Source organism: Petrotoga sp. SL27, assembly GCF_002924605.1.
Taxonomy (GTDB): domain Bacteria; phylum Thermotogota; class Thermotogae; order Petrotogales; family Petrotogaceae; genus Petrotoga; species Petrotoga sibirica.
Genome location: NZ_JAIP01000011.1, coordinates 97,827 through 113,789, shown reverse-complemented (window position 1 = coordinate 113,789; position 15,963 = coordinate 97,827). Strand labels below are relative to the sequence as shown.

At 36.2% G+C, this 15,963-nt stretch carries 21 protein-coding genes and 1 other RNA gene; 18 read left to right on the top strand and 4 right to left on the bottom strand.

All coding sequences use genetic code 11. The features are described from left to right. Nucleotides 1-14: 14 nt before the first annotated feature. The 11 genes from rplO to rplQ all read left to right on the top strand — a co-directional run bounded on the left by rplO (nt 15) and on the right by rplQ (nt 6,919). Nucleotides 15-470 carry a 50S ribosomal protein L15 gene (rplO, locus tag AD60_RS04090; RefSeq protein ID WP_103876392.1) on the top strand — a complete coding sequence of 152 codons (456 nt, stop codon included), beginning with the start codon at nt 15-17 and terminating at the stop codon, nt 468-470. 1 nt (nt 471) lies between these two features. Further along, entirely contained in the window at nt 472-1,752 is a 1,281-nt protein-coding gene (secY, locus tag AD60_RS04085) for a preprotein translocase subunit SecY (RefSeq protein WP_103876391.1), read from the top strand. Between the two features lie 7 nt (nt 1,753-1,759). Then, nucleotides 1,760-2,404, top strand: coding sequence for an adenylate kinase (locus AD60_RS04080; RefSeq protein WP_103876455.1), 645 nt, complete (start codon nt 1,760-1,762; stop codon nt 2,402-2,404). After that, complete coding sequence (map, locus tag AD60_RS04075) at nt 2,404-3,156, top strand: type I methionyl aminopeptidase (RefSeq protein WP_103876390.1); 753 nt, start codon at nt 2,404-2,406, stop codon at nt 3,154-3,156. Before AD60_RS04080 ends, map begins: the two co-directional genes overlap by 1 nt. A gap of 224 nt (nt 3,157-3,380) precedes the next feature. Further along, nucleotides 3,381-3,611, top strand: a complete 231-nt coding sequence (gene infA / locus AD60_RS04070) for a translation initiation factor IF-1 (protein WP_103066556.1) — start codon at nt 3,381-3,383, stop codon at nt 3,609-3,611. A gap of 49 nt (nt 3,612-3,660) precedes the next feature. Further along, on the top strand, nt 3,661-3,777 hold the full coding sequence (rpmJ, locus tag AD60_RS04065; protein ID WP_012208593.1) for a 50S ribosomal protein L36: 117 nt from the start codon (nt 3,661-3,663) through the stop codon (nt 3,775-3,777). Nucleotides 3,778-3,807: 30 nt separating this feature from the next. Further along, a complete protein-coding gene (rpsM, locus tag AD60_RS04060) occupies nt 3,808-4,173 on the top strand; it encodes a 30S ribosomal protein S13 (RefSeq protein WP_103876389.1) in 366 nt (121 codons plus the stop codon). A gap of 166 nt (nt 4,174-4,339) precedes the next feature. Beyond that, entirely contained in the window at nt 4,340-4,729 is a 390-nt protein-coding gene (gene rpsK / locus AD60_RS04055) for a 30S ribosomal protein S11 (protein WP_103066418.1), read from the top strand. 19 nt (nt 4,730-4,748) lie between these two features. Beyond that, nucleotides 4,749-5,384 carry a 30S ribosomal protein S4 gene (gene rpsD, locus AD60_RS04050; protein ID WP_103876388.1) on the top strand — a complete coding sequence of 212 codons (636 nt, stop codon included), beginning with the start codon at nt 4,749-4,751 and terminating at the stop codon, nt 5,382-5,384. 94 nt (nt 5,385-5,478) lie between these two features. Then, nucleotides 5,479-6,543 (top strand): DNA-directed RNA polymerase subunit alpha, encoded by a 1,065-nt coding sequence (locus AD60_RS04045; protein ID WP_103876454.1) that lies wholly within the window; start codon nt 5,479-5,481, stop codon nt 6,541-6,543. Beyond that, on the top strand, nt 6,533-6,919 hold the full coding sequence (rplQ, locus tag AD60_RS04040; protein ID WP_103876387.1) for a 50S ribosomal protein L17: 387 nt from the start codon (nt 6,533-6,535) through the stop codon (nt 6,917-6,919). The genes AD60_RS04045 and rplQ overlap by 11 nt, the downstream gene beginning before the upstream one ends. Before the next feature lie 38 nt (nt 6,920-6,957). On the opposite strand, the gene rnpB is transcribed toward rplQ, so the two are convergent. The 4 genes from rnpB to AD60_RS04020 all read right to left on the bottom strand — a co-directional run bounded on the left by rnpB (nt 6,958) and on the right by AD60_RS04020 (nt 9,934). Further along, nucleotides 6,958-7,287: RNase P RNA component class A (gene rnpB / locus AD60_RS04035), an RNA gene on the bottom strand. Further along, nucleotides 7,286-8,212, bottom strand: coding sequence for a TIGR01212 family radical SAM protein (locus AD60_RS04030; RefSeq protein WP_166667763.1), 927 nt, complete (start codon nt 8,210-8,212; stop codon nt 7,286-7,288). Before AD60_RS04030 ends, rnpB begins: the two co-directional genes overlap by 2 nt. Continuing rightward, nucleotides 8,206-8,697, bottom strand: coding sequence for a hypothetical protein (locus tag AD60_RS04025; RefSeq protein WP_103876386.1), 492 nt, complete (start codon nt 8,695-8,697; stop codon nt 8,206-8,208). The genes AD60_RS04030 and AD60_RS04025 overlap by 7 nt, the downstream gene beginning before the upstream one ends. Continuing rightward, complete coding sequence (locus AD60_RS04020) at nt 8,606-9,934, bottom strand: amidohydrolase (RefSeq protein WP_103876385.1); 1,329 nt, start codon at nt 9,932-9,934, stop codon at nt 8,606-8,608. Before AD60_RS04020 ends, AD60_RS04025 begins: the two co-directional genes overlap by 92 nt. A gap of 324 nt (nt 9,935-10,258) precedes the next feature. Here AD60_RS04020 and AD60_RS04015 point away from each other — a divergent pair, with 324 nt between their 5' ends. The 7 genes from AD60_RS04015 to AD60_RS03985 all read left to right on the top strand — a co-directional run bounded on the left by AD60_RS04015 (nt 10,259) and on the right by AD60_RS03985 (nt 15,932). Continuing rightward, nucleotides 10,259-11,314 (top strand): hypothetical protein, encoded by a 1,056-nt coding sequence (locus tag AD60_RS04015; protein WP_103876384.1) that lies wholly within the window; start codon nt 10,259-10,261, stop codon nt 11,312-11,314. A 90-nt stretch (nt 11,315-11,404) separates the two neighbouring features. Beyond that, nucleotides 11,405-13,315: a S8 family serine peptidase gene (locus tag AD60_RS04010; RefSeq protein WP_146048831.1), complete on the top strand. Its 1,911-nt coding sequence runs from the start codon at nt 11,405-11,407 to the stop codon at nt 13,313-13,315. Nucleotides 13,316-13,367: 52 nt separating this feature from the next. Next, a complete protein-coding gene (locus AD60_RS04005; protein ID WP_158248373.1) occupies nt 13,368-13,937 on the top strand; it encodes a protease complex subunit PrcB family protein in 570 nt (189 codons plus the stop codon). 256 nt (nt 13,938-14,193) lie between these two features. Then, a complete protein-coding gene (locus AD60_RS04000) occupies nt 14,194-14,472 on the top strand; it encodes an AtpZ/AtpI family protein (protein ID WP_103876120.1) in 279 nt (92 codons plus the stop codon). Further along, nucleotides 14,408-14,746, top strand: a complete 339-nt coding sequence (locus AD60_RS03995; RefSeq protein ID WP_134080022.1) for a hypothetical protein — start codon at nt 14,408-14,410, stop codon at nt 14,744-14,746. Before AD60_RS04000 ends, AD60_RS03995 begins: the two co-directional genes overlap by 65 nt. 30 nt (nt 14,747-14,776) lie before the next feature. Continuing rightward, complete coding sequence (gene atpB / locus AD60_RS03990) at nt 14,777-15,595, top strand: F0F1 ATP synthase subunit A (RefSeq protein WP_103876118.1); 819 nt, start codon at nt 14,777-14,779, stop codon at nt 15,593-15,595. Nucleotides 15,596-15,641: 46 nt separating this feature from the next. Beyond that, nucleotides 15,642-15,932: a F0F1 ATP synthase subunit C gene (locus AD60_RS03985; protein ID WP_199177840.1), complete on the top strand. Its 291-nt coding sequence runs from the start codon at nt 15,642-15,644 to the stop codon at nt 15,930-15,932. The last annotated feature ends 31 nt before the right edge of the window (nt 15,933-15,963 follow it).

The following is a 15,963-nucleotide window of genomic DNA, read 5'->3' as shown; positions in this document are numbered from 1 at the left end:
AGGAGGCTATATACATGCCACTTAAAATAGAAGATCTAAAACCTACACCAGGATCAAGAAAACCTAAAAAAAGGTTAGGAAGAGGAATCGGCTCAGGATTAGGAAAAACATCTGGAAAAGGGCACAAAGGTCAAAAGGCAAGAGGAAGAGGTAAAATAAGCAAAATCTTTGAAGGTGGACAAACAAACATTATTAGAAGAACTCCAAAATTTGGATTCTCTAATGCACCATTTAAAAAAGTATATTCTGTTGTAAACGTAGAAACATTAGAAAAGTATTTCTCAGAAAATGAAGAAGTCACTCCAGATATACTTTTAAAAAAGAAAGTAATAAAAAAATTGAACGATGGAGTAAAAATATTAGGAAAAGGAGAAATATCAAAACCTCTTGTTGTCAAAGCTAACCTTTTCTCTCAAACTGCTAGAGAGAAAATTGAAGCTGTTGGCGGGAAAATAGAGGTGATTGAATAACATGTTCAAAGCCTTTAGAAACGTTTTTAGAATTCCTGAATTAAGGGATAGAGTTATATTCACCTTTTTCGCGTTGATAGGGTTTAGGATAGGAATTTACATCCCCATTCCTGGAATAAATGTTGAGGCGTGGCAATCCGCTTTAAGTGGAGCATCCCAAGGAGTGGCTGGAGGATTCATCGGTTTTTTTGACGTCTTTGCTGGGGGGGCATTAAGCAATTTATCTATATTTGTTCTCTCAGTGACCCCATATATTACAGCTTCGATCATTTTTCAACTTCTCTCTTCCGTAATACCTAGTTTAAAGGAGATGTTGAGAGAAGGTGAAAGTGGGAGAAAAAAATTTGCTCACTACACCCGGATGTTAACGTTAGTATTAGCATTCGGACAAGGATTACTAATGTCCATAGCTGCCAACAATTACAGATCTCCCAACCTATCGCCAGTTCTCTTTGTAACTTTAGCAACCGTTTCTATAGCAGCAGGAACGATGTTTTTACTATGGATAGGTGAATTAATCACCGAAAAAGGAATAGGAAACGGAGTATCCGTTTTAATATTCGCTGGTATAGTATCGAGGTACCCTACATACGCAGCTGAAGCTCTCATAGGTTTAACCCCTTTAGAATGGATACTGTTAGCGGCGGTTGCCATATTTATAGTAATAGCAGTAGTAGCGGTTCAAACCTCTGAAAGAAGAATTAATATCCAATATGCAAAAAGAGTAGTCGGTACAAAAATTTATGGAGGTTCCTCGACATACTTACCTATTAAGGTAAATGGTGGAGGGGTAATTCCAATAATCTTTGCCTCCGCTATTATGACTCTACCCAGTATGATTGCTGGGGTAACAGCAACTACTGTAGACGATAGAATATTTGCCATAGGTGCTCCACTTTACCTTGTACTGTATGGTTTGTTAGTTTTCTTTTTTACATACTTTTACAGTTCTGTTGTTATGGATCCAAACGACGTGGCGGATAATATACGAAATTATGGTGGGTTCATACCAGGTTTAAGACCAGGGAAACCGACTGTTAATTACATCACTTCGGTAATGACAAGGGTAACCTTCATAGGAGCGCTCTTTTTAGTAGTAATCGCTTTAGTACCCTACTTTATCAGAGGTGCCTCAGGGATGCGGCAAATCTGGATAGGTGGTACCAGCACACTAATAGCGGTTGGAGTTGCTTTAGACATAGTTCAGCAAATTGAACAACACATGATAGTTAGACAGTATGAAGGCTTCATGAAAAAAGGAAGGCTACGTGGAAGGAGATGAATTTTCAATGAGACTTTTATTTTTCGGACCGCCGGGTGCAGGTAAAGGAACTCAAGCGAAATTGGTAGCCAAGGAGTTTGATATTGCACACATATCCACTGGAGATATTTTAAGAGATGCTGTTAGCAAAGGTACAGAATTAGGTAAAAAGGCTAAAGCAATTATGGATCGTGGAGAATTAGTTTCAGATGAGATAATGAATAATCTGGTAAAAGAAAAAATGCAAGAGTTAGATTCTTTTATTCTGGACGGTTATCCTAGAACTTTAGACCAAGCAAAATTTTTGGACCGTGCAACAAAAGACTTAAAAAAAGAAATAGATGCGGTGGTACTGATAGATGTTGCCGAAGAAGAAATAGTCAAAAGGATAAGTAATAGAAGGGTCTGCCCAAACTGTGGCAAAGTATATAATTTAATCACACTTAAACCAAAAGAAGACGAAAAATGTGATGTATGTGGCACAAAATTAATTCAAAGAGACGACGATAAAGAAGAAGTAGTCAGAGAAAGGTACAAAGTATATAAGAATACCACCGAGTCTGTAATAGAATATTATAGAAAAAATAACAAAATCATTACAATAGACGGCGCCCAAAATGTTGAAGACGTTACAAAAGAATTGTTTAATATACTAAGGAGTTTTAACAAATAATGATAATAATTAAGACTGATGAAGAAATAGATATGATGAGACGGGCTGGAAAAAAGCTTGCCCTACTTTTTGATGCTTTACTTCCAGAGATAGTGAAAGAAGGCGTTAATGGAGAAAGCATTGAAAAATATGTTTTGGAATACATGGAAAAGGAAGATGCTATACCCACCTTCAAAGGTTATAATGGTTACAAATATGCGATCAACTTTTCTTTGAATGAAGAGGTTGTTCACGGGTTTCCATTAAAAAGTAAAGTTTTAAAAAATGGTGATGTTGTATCTATAGATTGTGGTTTAACTTACAAAGGGTACATAGCAGATTCTGCCAGAACCTACATAATAGGGCAAGTGCCTGAAAAAGAAAAAGAACTGGTTGAAGCGACCAAAGAATCTTTGTACATGGGTATAAAAAAAGCTGTTGCCGGTAATTCAATAGGTGACATTGGTCACGAAATTCAAACTTATATTGAAAATAAAGGTTTTTCCGTAATAAGGGAATACGTAGGTCACGGGGTAGGGAGAAAATTGCATGAAGATCCTCAAATTCCAAATTATGGAAAGCAAGGCAGAGGTCCGAAAATCAGGAAAAAGATGACCCTCGCAATAGAACCAATGGTATCTATGGGAAGTTACGAAGTAGATATTTTAGAAGATGGTTGGACAGCTGTAACCAGAGATAGATCAAAAGCCGCCCATTTTGAGCATACAATTGCCGTGACAGAAAATGGCCCAGAAATACTAACGCAACTATAATTCAGGGGTTTATTTAGGGGTCATGGGGGACCCCTCCTCCATTTCTTTTTCCTTATGAGGGGACTCCAGTGCTGAAGGGGAAAAATCTTTTATCTTTATGAGTAAGTTGCAGGGTAACAGGGTGTAGACCTTTTTCCTCATGGGTGGGGAGCGGGGGTCGGGCGCTAAATCGTACTTTACAGATTCTAATGACAGTAAAAATCCCTGAAAAAGGAGGGATTGTATTGGCTAAAAAAGATGTCGTTGTTATGCAAGGATATATTCTTGAATCTTTACCTAATGCAAATTTTAAAGTTAAATTAGATAATGGGCATGAAATATTGGCCCACATTTCTGGGCGAATGAGAAAGAATTTCATCAAAATACTTCCAGGAGACCGGGTTACTGTGGAAGTTTCCGTTTATGATTTAAACAAAGGAAGAATTGTGAAAAGGGAAAAAGTAAACAAAGATTGAAAAAACAGATTAATATAGATGTTGAGAATTATGAAGGAGGAAATAAATCATGAAGGTCAGGGCTTCTGTAAAAAAGCGATGTGAGCACTGTAAAATAGTCAAAAGAGGCGGAAAAGTTTGGGTTGTATGTTCAAAAAATCCAAAGCACAAACAAAGACAAGGATAATAAAAATTTCTTTACAAGGAGGCTAAATGGATGGCTCGTATTTTAGGTGTTGAAGTACCAGATAATAAAGCTTTATTTGTAGGATTAACATATATATATGGAATAGGTAGAAAAACAGCCTTTGATATATTAAATACCTTAGAAATAGACCCGAATAAAAGAGCAAAAGAACTAACCGACGATGAAATTTCAAAGCTAACTCACCACATAAATGAAAATTATAAAGTTGAAGGAGAACTAAGACAAGAGATTAACAAAAATATAAGGCGATTGATAGACATCGGTAGCTACAGGGGGAAAAGGCATAAAGCGGGGTTACCCGTAAGAGGTCAGAAAACCCACTCCAACGCCAGAACTAGAAAGGGACCAAGATTAACCAAGATCAAAAAAAGATAACATTAACGAATGGTTGGGGAGCTATGCAAATGGATAAAAATTCTCTCATCCTTATGAGTAAGTTAAGGGGTTTAAGGGACCGCAGGTCCCTCTTCCACATGGGTGGGCAACGGGGCGAAGTGGCACTAACACATCAAATCAAATTTTTAAGGAGGTTTTTAAATAAATGGCAAAAGGTGGAGCAAAGCAAAGAACCAAAAAAAAGAAAGCTGCTCCTGAAAAAGCAGCGGTACACATTCATTCAACCTTCAACAACACAATAGTTACATTAACAGATACTGAGGGTAGGCCAATAATATGGTCTAGTGGAGGAAATGTTGGATTTAAAGGAGCTAAAAAAGGGACTCCATTCTCAGCTCAAATGGCCTCAGATAAAGTGGCAAAAGAAGCTCTAAATCTGGGAGTAAAAAGAGTGGATGTATATGTTAAAGGACCCGGTTCAGGCAGAGAATCCGCAATTAGGGCTTTACAAGCTGCAGGTTTAAATGTAGAAAGCATAAAAGACGTTACCCCTATACCTCACAACGGTTGTAGGCCAAAAAAGAAAAGATTCTAATTAAGGAGGGAAAGAATTAATGGCGAGATACATAGGACCATTAGAAAAATTATCTCGACGCGAAGGAATAAACCTTTATTTAAAAGGAAAAAGAAGCTACACAGAAAAATCGGCCCTTAGAAAAAGAAATTACGTTCCTGGGCAACACGGAAGGCAAAAACAAAAGTTGACCCAATACGGTATACAATTAAGATCTAAACAAGCTTTAAAAAGAATGTATGGTTTAATGGAAAGACAATTCAGGAACACATTTGAAGAAGCTGAAAGATCTAGAAGTGGAGAAACTGGAGAAGTTTTGATGCAACTCTTAGAAAGAAGGCTAGATTCTGTAGTTTATCAAATGGGTTTCGCACCAAACAGAAGAACGGCGAGACAAATAGTAACTCACGGACATATATTAGTTAATGGCAAGAAAGTGAATATTCCTTCTTACAGAGTCAAAGTAGGAGATGTAATAGAAGTCAAAGAAAAAAGTCGTAACATACAACAAGTACGAGAAGGATTAGAATTAGTCCAAGAAGGATATAGAAATATTCCCAATTGGGTAAACGTGGAAATTGAAAATTTTAGAGGAACTTTCGAAAGGTTACCAAAGATTGATGAAATAGATGTTCCTGTACCTTTGACAAACATCATAGAGCTTTACTCTAAATAAAAAGTGTTATTTATTTGAAACACAAAATATCACCTCGCTCAAAAGGGCAGGAAAGGAGGTGTGCTCTGATTCCCTAATAAGGATCAGAGATAGTATGGAGATATTAATAAAACCGGAAAAATTTAGGATAGTCCAAAAGGAAGAGCAAGACGAATATAACTACTCAAAATATGAACTATTTCCGCTGGAAAAAGGATATGCTATAACTTTAGGCAATGCTTTAAGAAGGGTGTTGTTATCTTCCATTCCATCTTTAGCGATAACCGGCCTACGTATTCCAGGGAAATTACACGAGTACGATACGATTGAGGGTATAAAAGAAGACATCATTGAAATAACTTTAAATTTAAAAAAGGTTCAATTAAAAGTAGACGACATTGAAAGTCTCAATGGGATAGATTACCCAATTCTATTAAGCTTAAGGAAGAAATACAAAGCTGGCCAAGTCATAAAAAGTGGAGACATAAAAACTCCGTCGGAAGTAGAAATAGCCAACCCAGATTTTGTCATAGCTCATGTCAACAAAGATATGGAAGTTGACTTTGAATTGTATGCTCAAGCAGGGAAAGGTTTCATTCCCGCCCAAGAATTGACATTTCAAAGTGACATTGAATACATATTCATAGATGGAGTGTTCAGTCCCGTTCTTAAAGTTAACTATTTAACAGAAAACATTCGTGTAGGAAGAAGAACCGACTACGATAAGCTAATTCTCGAAATTTGGACGAAAAAAAATACAACCCCCACCGAAGCATTGAAAGAGGCAACAAAAATTTTGATGGAACATTTTGACTTCATTTCCAAACTTTGGGAAAAAGAAGGAGAAGCTGGAACTATAGAACAAATGGAAGTTTCAGTTGAAAAAGAGGAAGAAGTGCAAGAAGAAGAGGAAGAAAATATTTTTGGATTGCCAAAGGATTTAATGGAAACTCAGATTGATTCTTTGGATTTAACAAAAAGGGCTAAAAACTGTTTAAAAAGAGAAAAAATAGACACCATTGGAGAACTATTAAAAAGAAAATCCGCCGACCTTCTCAAAATCAAAAACTTTGGGAAAAAATCTTTAGATGAGATAAAAAATGAGCTAAAAGAGAAATTTGATATAGATTATGAAAAATTACACCAAGAAGAAAGGGGGAACACTTTAGATGAGGCATAGAGTTAAAACTAAAAAATTAAATAGATATGCTTCCCATAGAAACGCCCTGTTGAAAAATTTAGCTAGAAGCGTCTTTGAATCTGAAAGTATAATTACTACTACTGCCAAAGCAAAAGCTGTAAGACCGCTTGTAGAAAGAATAATCACCAAAGCCAAGGAAGCTAATTCAACGGATCTCCCAGAAAGAAGAGTAGCTTTAAACAGGGATATAAACAAACACTTCAACGACAGAAAACTAGTATACAAAATAGTACATGAAATTGCACCCCGATACGAAAATAGAAACGGTGGTTACACAAGAATATTAAAAATCGGTTATAGAAAAGGTGACGCTTCAGAATTATCTATACTCCAATTACTCCCAAAAGAAGAATAACTTAAAAAATGACGCCCGTTCTGGGCGTCATTGTTAAATATATCAGTAGGACTATAAGCCGGATTCTGTCAAGTTGACCATTTATCTAAGCGGTCTACCCAGAAGGCGGACACTCAAGTCTCTCGGCGGGCAACCTATGGCCTTCTTGCTTGACCTTGCTCAAGATAGAGGCTACCAAGCTGTCAGATCGCTCTGACACTGGTGAGCTCTTACCTCACCGTTCCACCCTTGCCTTTCGGCGGTTTTCTTTTCTATGGCCCTATTCAGGGATCACTCCCTCTGGTTGTTAACCAGTATCTTGCCCTTAGAGTCCGGACTTTCCTCAAAATAGGCCAAGTATGCCTACTCGCGATCAACCGTCCTACTTCAATTATTCAAATACTTAAAATATTTTCCTTGATAGGAACCCCTCTCTCTCATCGTATTTTCAATTAAGTTTAAAATCTTTATTTTAGAAATCCCCCAATTGCCATGTAACGTTCCAGTTTTTGGAGGATCAGCAACGAGTCTATGAATCACGATCTTTGGATCTAAATATTCCAAGAAAGTAATTGCCCTATCAACAAAGTCATCCAACGTCAAAGGTGGAAACTCCCCACTTTTATACAAATCAGCAAGTTTTGTATTTTCAACGATATACAAAGAATGCAATTTTACACCGTCAACATTCATCGCCGAACTAACCTTAGCCATCTCTTTCACATCATCTAATGTATCACAAGGAAAATCTATTATATAATGTAGAATAACCTCTAATCCAGCTTTTTTTAACCTGTTAACTGAATCTATAACTTCTGCTAAAGAATGCCCTCTGTTCATATACTTTAACGTGTTGGCATTAGTGCTCTCAACACCCAGTTCAACGAAAACATCAACTCTATCTTTGAAAGTATTTAAAAGCTCTATCACATCATCTGGAACACAATCCGGCCTAGTAGATACATCCAAACCTACTATTCTATCGTCTATCAAAGCACTTTCATATTTTTCTTTCAATTCATCAACAGGGGCGTATGTATTGGTGTTTGCCTGAAAATAGGCAAGGAATTTATTAGCTTTTGTCTCGTATCTATTAATCATTTCCTTAACCTGTTCTTCGATACTTACCTTAGGCTTAAAAGAGGCAAAACCACTTCCCGTTAAATCGCAATAAATGCAACCACCCTTACCTTTTACGCCAGTTTTATTTGGGCAAGTGAATCCAGCGTTGATTGGTAACCTTTGCACTCTTTCGCCGTATCTATTCTTAAAATACTCACTCAACCTATTATACAAATCCAACAAAATCACCATCTATTCAACTGAAGTTTCAAGTCATTTATCACGCTTCTTTTTGGCCCGTAAACAGCAAAAAATAAGTTGTTCACTCCTCTATACCAAGCACTAAGATACATATCCATATGCTCACCATTGTACTCACCGTATATAAGAGGAATAGCAGAAAAACTAGCGGTTAAACCATCAGAATAATCACACACAAAACTATACCAAAAATTCAACAAAGCGAACGGATTCTTGAAATGAACGACGTGAACTTCGTACAAACCACCATCCTTTTTAAAGTTCAACTCCAAATGTTCGCCATTGTCTGAGACCGTGGAGTTTATTATCGTCCCATTTCTGGTTACTATCCTACTTATATCTTCATAGCCTTTAGGAGAAAACTCTATGTAATCATCGATAGGTTTAGATATCCCTATCGTTGTCATGGCTATCAGAATAATCGCTATTATTATACTTATCTTCGATCCTTTTGTAAAAGCTATGGAATTTCTCATATATTTGCTCCTTTTCTTCTTTTAAAGTTAAAAATTCTCCATCGTAGTACAAAAACTTCCCTGCTACCATCGTTGCAAAAACGTTCTTAGGATTTACAGAATAAACTATATGAGACTTTAACCTTGATAAGTCATTAGGGAAAAATTCAAAAGAATCCATATCTAAAACAACCAAATCCGCCTTGAACTCAGGCTCCAACCTTCCGATGTTTGTTTCTAAGGCAAAACCTCCGTTTTCCCAGATCATCCTCAAAATCTGCTCGACCGAAAATCTATCAGGCCCATACTTGTATTTCTGCAATATACCTCCAAACTTCATTTCGTTGAAAAAGTTCAAAGAGTTGTTGCTTGCGGAACCATCTGTACCAAAAGTCACATTTATACTCTTATCAAGCATATCCACTATGGGGGCTATCCCATTGCCCAGCTTCATATTACTAATCGGGTTATAAGCTACATTCACTTCTTTCCTTGAAAGAATTTCGATATCTTTTTCATCAGCATGCACACAGTGAGCAGCTATCGTAGGAAGATCGAACAAACCGGTATTTTCAACCTCTAAAAGATTGTACTGCTTCCTTTCATTTGCTGATTCCAAAAGATGAATCTGAATATGAGTATCATACTTTTTTGTAATTTTGGCTACTTCTTTTAATTTATCCATGGGAACGGTGTAAGGGGCATGAGGCCCAAAACCTATGTAAATTCGGTTATCTAATCCATTGTATTTTTCATACGTTTTGATGTTTTCTTTTATTCTCCTATTCCAGCCCTCATCAGTATCATAAGAAAGCCCTCTTGATATATATGCACGAATCCCTAAATCGTATGCAGCCTTGGCTATCTCATCCGTAAACATATACATGTCAACAAAAGTAGTTATTCCGTTAGAAATCATCTCTAAAATAGAAACTAAAGCACCATAGTAAGCCATTTCACTTTCTAAAAAGTCCTCTCTTGGTAGCATTTCTTTGAACAACCAATCGTTAAGTGATAGATCATCAGCAATACCTCTAAAATAAGACATAACTGAATGGGTATGGGTGTTAATAAATCCAGGGACGATCAATTTTCCAGTTAGATCGTACTCGTCTACATCTCCCAAATTCACCTCTGTTGAATCACCTGGGGCAAGTAAGTCTTCGATCTCATCTTCGTCTATTAATATATCAAATTTTTCTACATCATCATCAGCACTTATCAAAACATACGCATTCTTCAAAAGCTTTTTAGACATATTCACAACTCCTTTGGTTGTTTTCATTGATATTATACTATAAAATATCGCTTGTTAGAAGATTTTTAAAGGGAAAAAGGATACGAACAAGTAAAATAAGTAATTCTAACTTCATTAAAAATTACAATAAAAAAATAATAAAAATGTAAAACTTTCGTGTTGGATTGTAGGTGATATAATGATATTATTAAAGAAAAAAGCGTAGTTTTCTCTAAAATTATCTGACTTGGATTTTGGTAAGTTTGAAGAAAAGAAATATTAAGAGTTTGAGGTTAGTTTTAAAAGATAATATAGATAATGTCGAAATTGGGGAGAAGCATTATTATGAAAAAATTTTATTATGTAGAATTAATATTTATTTTGTTGTTTTTGCTGACTGGGTGTTTACCTAAAGCAAGTGAGCGTGTACTTTTTAAACCAATAAATCCCTCGCGTTTAGGGGTGAGTTCAATTATTTCTTACACTCTAAAAGAAGAAATTACTACGACTCAATCAGAAACATTTACCCAAAGGTTGAAGGATAATTTTATGAACAACAACATTTTGGTTAAATATCTTGAATTAAAAGATTTAGTAGGTGGATTAGACTCGGTCTCAGAAAACTCAAATTTGTGGATTAAAGTAAATTGGTATGATTACTATGATGCTCTGCAAAAAGGACTTATCTATTATGATAAGTTTATAAAACCAGATGTTTATAGAATTTATAGACATTTTGGGGATGGCAATTATACACAGATTGCTACAGTAACAAATAGTCCTTATTTGGATGAATCAGATGAATTGGAAGCCGGTAGAAGAACTTGGTACGCAGTAAGTTCTTATACAGAAAACGGAGAAAGTACACTCGTTGAATTAGGTTCTGTTGTTCCACTTGAGACCTTTAATGTTGAGTTAATATCTCCAACTGACAAAGCAACAGACGTTTCAAGGCAGCCAACTTTTATTTGGGAACCGACAAAAGAACTAATTTCGCCTGAATCTAAGGTGGAATACCACTATACGATGTGGATATACGATTTAGTACAAAGTAAAAATTACATATTTCCAGGTATTTTAGAAGAATCGACACTTTACTTGTATGATTTTATGACTTTGGGAGCTGAAGAAGTTTCTGTCACATTCCTTGGAAGCAAAGGAAGTTCTGAATATGATGACTTGAGTTGGTTCTTATACTTGCAAGATGGAATATATTATTATGAAGACGATAAGTTAGAACCCGCCAAAACATACGATTGGGGAGTAGAATACGCCTATGCTGTTGCGTATGACATGGATAGCGTATCAGTTTCAGTAGCTGTCGATAATGGGTATAATGTTAATCCTAAAGGTGATATTATGCCAGATAAGCAAAATGAATTCACTACTGTAGGAAACTGAAAAAAGGAAGGAAAACGTTATGAAAATGCGTAATTTTGTGTTCTTTTTTTACTAATAATCTCAATCTTTATCTTCAACAGCTGTGTCAATTTGAGCTATTTAGAGGATGAAAGCAATGCCTTTATGGATCATTCAGACATTTCACCTGTAAATTCATATATTCCTGATTTGATAAAGCTAGCTGAACGTGAATACGACGAAGATGTGCTCGTTGTTGGTTATGAAAATTTATCGGATTTAGAAAATTTTACAGATAAACTTGATCAAGGGATGGAAGTAAAAAGTTTGATCCCTGAAATCAGGGTTGCGCTTCTAAGCTTAGAAGGCCAAAATGTTGAAAATGTATTAAAGGATTTAGAAAGTAAGGAAAAAATAGAAGGTATAAGATATATTGAGCCAAACTATACGGATAGGGAAATACAGGTTATTAAAAATGACCCAAATGTTGTCATAGAAAAAACAGGAAGTAGCGCGTTGAATCAAGTAGAGGAAGGTTATCCAGATTACAGAGAATTTCAGTACGCCTTGGATAAGATCAATGCTGAAACCGCATGGGCAACAGCTACTGGTGCTGGTGTAGTTGTAGGGTTATTAGACACAGGGACAGATGGAACACATCCTGATTTAGTGGATCAATTGTTTTTAGGTTATGATCCTTACTGGAATAAAAAGATTGATCCGAATGAGGATTCTGACACAGACGGCCATGGCACCCACACAGCGGGTATAATAGCTGCAAAAGATGATGGTCAGGGCGTAGTAGGATTAGCTCCAGATGCAAAGATAATGCCTATAAGAATCTTTAACCCTAATTACGTTGGTGATTATGCAGTTGCTGCCGGAATAGTTTGGGCTGTAGAAAATGGAGCAGATGTTTTGTCGAACAGTTGGGGAGGAGGATATTCAAACATCCTAAAGGATGCCTTTGATTATGCTCTTACAAATGACGTAGTTGTTGTTGCCTCTTCTGGTAATTTCACCACAGACCAACATTGGTTCTATCCTTCAGGCTTTCCAGGTGTAATAGCTGTGGCTGCTAGCGATGACAAGGATAACATTGCTTATTTTTCATCCAGGGGTGATTATGTCTCTGTTTCAGCCCCCGGAGTGGATATTATTTCAACAATCCCTGTGGAATTGGGTGAATATGAAGGGATTGATGGTAATCCTTATATTCGCTGGTCTGGTACTTCAATGCCAGCTCCTTATGTTTCTGCCTTAGCTGCTTTAATTAAAGAAAAATATCCTGAAGCAAATGTGTACCAGATAAGAAAGATGATCGAAGATGGAGCATTGGATATTGATGAGGATGGTTACGATACCTCTGCCGGCTATGGAAGAATCAGCTCTGCAAGTCTGAATCTTAATCCAACTGATTACGAAGCAGGGAATTTGGTTGTTAAGGCGATATCTAAAAGAAGTAGTAACCCTTTGCCCGGTGTTTTTATAACTTTAGAAAGTAAAGAAACGAGCAAAAGATATTACGGGAAAACTTCTAACGATGGAACTGAATTATTTGCCGGAATTGAACCAGGAGATTATGAAATAATTATTGGAGGACCTGAGTATCTGTATTACTATGCACCAAATTATAGAATGGAAGAAGAGCTGAGTTATTCAGGTAATGTCGAAGTTGGTCATGAAACAATCTATACACAAGAATTTGAAACAACTCAATTCAAAGCAGTTTTAACAACTGATCTTCCTTTTAATGGAACACTGACAATATCTTTGCTGGATGGTGGCGGAAATACAATAGAGACATTTGAACTTCCTAGTAACGAAGAAATTAGTATTGACCTATTACAACATATCATTGAAAGCGGCCATTATTATTTATCTTATGAGTACGTTGGAACGATTCCTGAAGGAGAATTCGGTATAAGAGGAGAAATACAAATAAACAATGAATCTATTCCAGTTGAAATATCAATTAACCAAGAAGGTATGGGATTTATTGATGAATATGGAGGAGATAGAATACCTTGGACTATCTTCTAAGTTTATGTTGTTAAAAGAAACATCTGATTTTCAATTGAGGAGATTTTTAAAAATGACTAAAACTCAGATAATTTTAGTAATTTCCTTGACAGCTTTGGCGATTGGATCCGCTTTTTTCTTATTATCTCCATCATTACAAAATGAAACAGGGGTTAAACAAGAAGTTATTCAAGAACCTGCTCAAGGAGTAGGAATAGATAAAAAGCCTTTAGACGCTTACACCTTTGACAAAGGAGAAGATATGGAGAATTATAAGGTTGTAGATTGTTATTACAAGAGTCAAACACCTGATGTGATAATCAAAAAAGATGATGTTGTAGTTAGCAATGTAAGGGGCATTCCTTTCGTTGTTTGTATTAGTGCAGGTGAAAGAAAAACGGGAGGATACGAACTTTCTTTGAATAATATCAGTATAAACAAAGATAACTTTCAAATCTTTATAGATTTGTTTTTAAAGGTGCCAGCTAAAGGGGAGATGGTCACACAAGCGTTTACTTATCCTTCAATAGGGGTAGAAATTAACGAAGTTTTGGATGAAGGGGAGTGGGAAGTGATAGTAACCATTGAACAGAAGAATGGTGAACCATTGTTGTTGAGAAAGGGTTTTACATTTTCTAATTAATATTTTTAAGGAAATATCTAGGTTTTATATTTTAAAAAATTGGGAGACGAACTAGTTGGTCGTCTCCCATCAAATAATTTTTTATTGTCTTTATAAACTCTCAAAGACGTTATAGCGCCCCTTTGCCCCGCTCCCCACCCATAAGGAAAAAGGAGTTGGTTTTGCCCCGCTCCCCACCTCTAATATTTTAAAATAATTGAAATTTTGGTGAATAGATAGTATAATTATTTATGGTTGTTTTTTTGGAGGCTTTATTGTGAAAAAGTACGACCTACGTTCACTTAGTCATTTGAACATGATCATTTATTTTGCTGTAATAGTTTTGTCAAATATATTTGTTGGTCTTTTGATAGGATATTTAATATACAGTTTTACAGACCAGCAGATATGGATGGTTTTGCTGATGTTTTTAGGAATAATTTCCGGATTATATTCTGGAATAAGGGAGCTTTTGAAAGAGGTAGAGAAGTATGAAAGAGCTGAAAAAAAAGCTGAAAGAGATAGAGATGAAAACAATAGCGATAATTCTGGTTGAGACCTTAGTTCTTTCTTTGTTCTTTTCTTTCGAAGCTCTTTGGGTGTTGTGGGGAGGAATTGGAGCGGTTATAGGTTTTTATTCACTTGCCGAAGAGATTAAAAAAATGACGGTTGGTTCAAAGCCAAGGAAGATCTTACCCGGTTTTTTTATGAGGTATCTTTTGTATGGTGTGATATTGGGAATCGCTGCTATTAATTCAGCATATGCCCTTTTGTTGGCTTTTGTAGGTTTGATTAATCTGAAGATTGTTCCATTTTTATCATATAAATAAGTTTGGTAAGTAGTTGGAGGAGGTGTTCTTTTGACGAACGATAGATTGAAGAAATTTACCATCTTTCTTTTTGCGGCTTATATAGTTTTGGGATTAATTAACTTTTTTGTTTTTGACATGAGTTTAGAAGGTGTTGGGGATAGATGGATAGTTTATTTTGGTGATGGGGGGTTCTTTGGTCAATTGAACCCGATGACCCTGATAATGTCTTTTGCTGTTATGTTTCTGCTGATTTTAGTGGCAAGAAGCATACATTTTGAGAGGATTCCTGGAAGGTTACAGGCTGCTGTAGAAACCTTTTTTGATTATTTTTGGGAAATGGTGGAAGATTCCGTACCCAATCCGAAGTATAGAAAACAAACTTTTGTAATAGCTATGAGTTTTTTTCTGTATATAAGTGTTTCAAACGTTCTTGGTGGAATGCCTGGAGTAAACGTTGTGCCTGTTGAAAATGGGTTGAATGTTCAGTTGTTCACGGATACCTGGTACACACCTACCTCCGATTTAAATGTGAATCTAACGTATGCCTTGATGGTTTTAGTTGTCAGCCACTTTTTTGCGGCAAGGGCTAAAGGTGTACTTAAATGGCTTAAATCTTTTTTTGAACCAAATCCATTGTTGTTTCCCCTAAACATAATTAGTGAAATAGCTAAACCAATTTCTCACTCTTTGAGGTTGTTTGGTAACGTTATGGGTGGTGGGATATTGGTGTTGATTATTAGTTATATGTTGAAATATTTTGTTTTACCCGTGTTCTTATGGGGCTTTTTTGGTTGGTTTGTCGGACTCATTCAAGCCTTTGTTTTTTCTTTGTTGACTATTGCGTATATTGGGTCTTTGCTGGAATAAGAAAACTTATCAAATCAGAAAAAACTAGTTTAAGGAGGAAAAAAAGATGGATTTAGCTACTATGCTTCAAAATTTAGCTACCGAAGGTGGTTCCATTGGATGGGGTTTATATTATTTAGGAAAATTGTTAGGGGCAGGAGTTGCAATGGGGATAGGAGCTATAGGTCCTGGTGTTGGAGAAGGTAACATTGGAGCACACGCAATGGATGCTATGGCTAGACAGCCGGAGATGAGCGGGAATTTAACAACGAGAATGTTATTGGCAATGGCGGTTACAGAATCAACTGGTCTTTATTCTTTGGTTGTTGCCTTGATTTTGTTGTTTGTTCTTCCATGAGTGTTTATTTTGTTGAGCGTTATTAGTTTTT